At 64.5% G+C, this 4,016-nt stretch carries 4 protein-coding genes and 1 pseudogene; all 5 read left to right on the top strand.

Translation table 11 applies throughout. The features are described from left to right. The first annotated feature begins 74 nt into the window (after positions 1-74). Positions 75-299: a DUF3046 domain-containing protein gene (locus tag RTN46_RS12165; RefSeq protein WP_312181711.1), complete on the top strand. Its 225-nt coding sequence runs from the start codon at positions 75-77 to the stop codon at positions 297-299. Positions 300-520: 221 nt separating this feature from the next. Next, positions 521-1,564: a recombinase RecA gene (gene recA, locus RTN46_RS12160; RefSeq protein WP_312181709.1), complete on the top strand. Its 1,044-nt coding sequence runs from the start codon at positions 521-523 to the stop codon at positions 1,562-1,564. Between the two features lie 9 nt (positions 1,565-1,573). Then, positions 1,574-2,155 (top strand): regulatory protein RecX, encoded by a 582-nt coding sequence (locus tag RTN46_RS12155; RefSeq protein WP_312181708.1) that lies wholly within the window; start codon positions 1,574-1,576, stop codon positions 2,153-2,155. 166 nt (positions 2,156-2,321) lie between these two features. Then, positions 2,322-3,608, top strand: a complete 1,287-nt coding sequence (locus RTN46_RS12150; RefSeq protein ID WP_312181707.1) for a lytic transglycosylase domain-containing protein — start codon at positions 2,322-2,324, stop codon at positions 3,606-3,608. 81 nt (positions 3,609-3,689) lie between these two features. After that, positions 3,690-4,016 (top strand): annotated as a pseudogene (locus RTN46_RS12145) (hypothetical protein); the annotation flags it as partial.

Below are 4,016 nucleotides of genomic sequence, written 5' to 3'. Positions count from 1 at the left end.
GGGGGAATCAGGGACCTGGCCGCCGGGAGAACGAGCCCATGCCGCCAGGGGCTGGAGCGTGAGAGGATTTATTGATGCGTATCAGCGACTTTTGGCGGCTCATGGATGATGAATTCGGTCCGGCATATTCCCGTGTCCTTGCGTCGGACCTGGTCCTGACCGGTCTCGGTGGAAAAACAGCGAGCCAGGCCCTGGAGAAGGGCGTGGAACCCAAACGGGTTTGGCTCGCCGTATGCGACATCCAGGAAATTCCGCAGGAACGCCGGCTTGGGCGGGACATCAAGCCCAAGCAGGCGTAGACACGCAGCGGAAATCATTCGAATATCTGTTCGGATAACGATATGCTCCTACACAGGGGCAGCAACTGGTCCGCCCCGCTCCGGCTGTCCACACCGACCACATGTATTCGCAAGGTATTCGCAGCAGTGTCAGTGCCGTCGCATACGGTTCTCAGTGAGGAACCGACAGCAGGCCCACGGGCCAGGAACATCAGCAACAGCCACAACAACAGAGGTGAAGAATGGCCGCTCCAGACCGCGCAAAAGCACTCGAAGCAGCACTGGCCCAGATCGACAAGCAGTACGGCAAGGGCTCGATCATGCGGTTGGGCGACGAGACCCGGGCACCGATCGAAACGATTTCCACCAGTTCCATCGCACTGGACGTAGCGCTGGGAATTGGCGGCCTGCCGCGCGGCCGTGTCGTCGAGATTTACGGTCCGGAATCCTCCGGTAAGACCACTGTGGCGCTGCACGTTGTGGCCAACGCACAGAAAAACGGCGGCATTGCCGCCTTCATCGACGCTGAGCACGCACTGGACCCCGAATACGCCAAGAAGCTTGGCGTGGACACCGATGCCCTGCTCGTCTCGCAGCCGGACACCGGTGAACAGGCCCTCGAGATCATGGACATGCTGATCGGGTCCGGTTCCCTGGATATTGTCGTCATCGACTCCGTCGCCGCCCTTGTTCCGCGCGCCGAAATCGAAGGCGAAATGGGCGACAGCCACGTTGGCCTGCAGGCACGGCTTATGAGCCAGGCACTGAGGAAGATCACCGGCCGCCTGAGCCAGACCAAGACCACTGCCATCTTCATCAACCAGCTCCGCGAAAAGATCGGTGTCTTCTTCGGCAGCCCCGAAACAACAACCGGCGGCAAGGCCCTGAAGTTCTACGCCTCGGTGCGTATCGACGTGCGCCGGATCGAGACGCTCAAGGAAGGCACCAATCCGGTTGGCAACCGCACCCGTGCCAAGGTCGTCAAGAACAAGATGGCCCCGCCCTTCAAGCAGGCCGAATTCGACATCATCTACGGCCAGGGCATTTCGCGTGAAGGCGGCCTGATCGACATGGGCGTGGAGCACGGAATCGTCAAGAAGTCCGGCGCCTGGTTCACCTACGACGGCGATCAGCTCGGCCAGGGCAAGGAAAACTCCCGCCGGTTCCTGCGGGACAACCCGGAACTCGCTGACGAACTGGAACGCCGGCTCCGCGAAAAGCTCGGAATCGGTGTCCAGGCTGCCGAGGCCGAGGGCAAGCCAAAGACCGCAGCCGCCGAAGCCTAGCTTCACCCGATGGAACGACGCCGCAGCCGACGGCCGGGCGGGGGAGGCCAGGAAGGCCCCACGCCCGGCTCGCCGGCAGATTCAGTTCCCGAAGCAGACCCGTATGCCGTCGCCCGGGCCATCGTCCTCCGGCAGCTGACGGGATCACCCAAGAGCCGCCGGCAGCTCGCCGACAAGCTGGCTGACCGTGATGTGCCGCCCGAAGTCGCAGACGCCGTGCTGGACCGCTTCGAAGAAGTCCAGCTTGTCGATGACGCAGAGTTCGCGCGGATGTGGGTACGGAGCAGGGTCCAGAGCCGGTCCCTGGCCCGCTCCGCCATCCGGAGGGAACTGGCCGATAAAGGAATAGCCGATGAGCTGGCCGAGGAAGCGCTTGAGCAGGTCAGCAGCGACGACGAACTGAAAGCGGCACGGGACCTGGTCCAGCGGAAACTGCGGAACGCCGCGATACCCGGCGACCGGCAGGAGCGGGACAAGCAGGTTCGACGGCTGGTCTCGATGCTGGCGAGGAAGGGCTATTCACCCTCGCTCGGCTTCTCGGTGGTCAACGAAGCGCTGGAAGTCCACGCAGCTGACGGCCACTCCGGATAAGCGGGAAGTAGTTCACCGGACCCTGCCTCCTCGCGCAGTAGCCGACGTCGGGAAAGCGGGTTTGACTGCCCGGCAGGCTCAGGAGTGGAAAACAGCCCGAAGCCGCCGCTAGGGGATGCCCCCGGCGTGTCGTATGCTGAGCCTCATTATGTTTACAGTGAGGTTTTTGGGACAGAAGTTAAGCTTCGCGTCCCTGACAGCTGCAGCAGCGGCCGGCATACTTGCCGCGGCGCTGCTGACGGCTGCTCCAGCCACCGCAGCCGAATCAGCCGACTACCCAAGCTGGGACCAAATAGCTGCCGCCAAGTCCGATGCCGGTGCCCGGGAGGCGCAGATCGGCCAGCTCGAGGAACACCTTGCCGAGCTGCAGGATGAGGCCGGTGCCCTCGGCAACGCCGCCGTCGACGCCTCCAGCCGCTACAACACGCTGCGTGAGGAACTGCTCGCCAGCGATGCCCGCCTGGCCGAACTGGCCGGTCAACGCAGCGCAGCAGCTGCCCAAGCCGCTGAGCTCAAAAACCAGGTGGGAGCCCTGGCCGTCCAGACTTATAAGACCGGTGGCATGGACAGTACGGTCCTCTTTCTCCTGGATGCGGAGGAAGGATCGGCACACCTGGACCGCCTCACCTCTCTGCAGCTGGTCACCGAACGGACATCGCGTCTTTTCAGCAGTGCCTCCGCTGCGGAAAAGTCTGCCGCTGCCCTGGAAGAAGCGGAAGCGTCTGCCCGGGAGGCCCGCAGGCTCCTGTCCGAAGCAGCCGAGACGTCCTACCAGGATGCTGAGGCTGCCACGGCTGCCGCAGACGGTGCCGTCCGGGAGCAGGAAGAACGAACAGCTGTGCTGATCGCCCAGCTGGCGGACCTGCGCGAGAGTACGGCCGAAGCAGAACTGTCCCGGCTGCAGGCTGCCCGTGCCGAAGCATCGGTTCGCGAGCAGGCGGAGGCGGCCCGGACCGCCGCCGGGAAAGCCCCGGGGAATGCGGCCGCACCGGACGCCGGAGCGGTGATTAATCCCATAATTCCCACCAGCCCTCCAGTCACAGCGCCAGTCCCGCAGCCCCCGCCTGTAACACCGGCACCGCCGGTGCAGGAGACCGTGCCGCCGGTGCAGGAGACCGTACCGCCGGCTCCCGCCGCTCCCGTGGACGACCCCGCGGCCGCCCAGGCCTACGCGAATGGCCAGATGTCTGCCTACGGGTGGGACGGCAGCCAGTTCCGCTGTCTCCTGGACCTGTGGAACCGTGAGTCCAACTGGCGGACCAGCGCCGCCAACCCGTACAGCGGCGCCTATGGCATCCCCCAGTCCCTCCCCGGGGACAAGATGGCCGCCTTCGGTTCTGACTGGCGGACCAACTACCGTACGCAGATCAACTGGGGCCTGTTCTATATCAGTACGAGGTATAAACACCCATGCGCGGCCTGGGCCCACTCCGAGCAAAATAACTGGTATTAAAGCCTCTGCGTTATCTAAACGCAACCTGAGCGTTATCAATCCGCGATCTGTTTCAGGAACTGTGTGTACAGTCCCGGTCTTATGAGTAAATCAGTTCAGGGACGTCGTGAAGAGAGGCGGCAGCGTGCGCTCCAGCGCCGCCGTTACCGGTTGAAGGTAGGAGTTGCAGCAGCCGTGGGAGGCGCCGTCGTCCTGGGCACGGCCGGAGCGGCCGCCGGTGGCGAGGAGGATCTGCGCGCCACCGCGGGCATCCAGCTCGCGAGCCTGGCCCAGCCCATATTCGCGGAGCCTGACGCCGGCACGGCGGTGGCCGATGCCTCGCCGGAACCCGCCGAGTCCCCTTCTCCGTCCCCGTCCGGTGAGGCCGTCGGCGCCGGGGAAGAAACCACGGCCGCCCCGGCACCCGAG

The sequence above is a fragment of the Arthrobacter sp. genome (assembly GCF_031988865.1).
Lineage (GTDB): Bacteria > Actinomycetota > Actinomycetes > Actinomycetales > Micrococcaceae > Arthrobacter_B.
The sequence above is the reverse complement of the archived record's forward strand: the minus strand, read 5'-3'. Positions and strand labels throughout refer to the sequence as shown.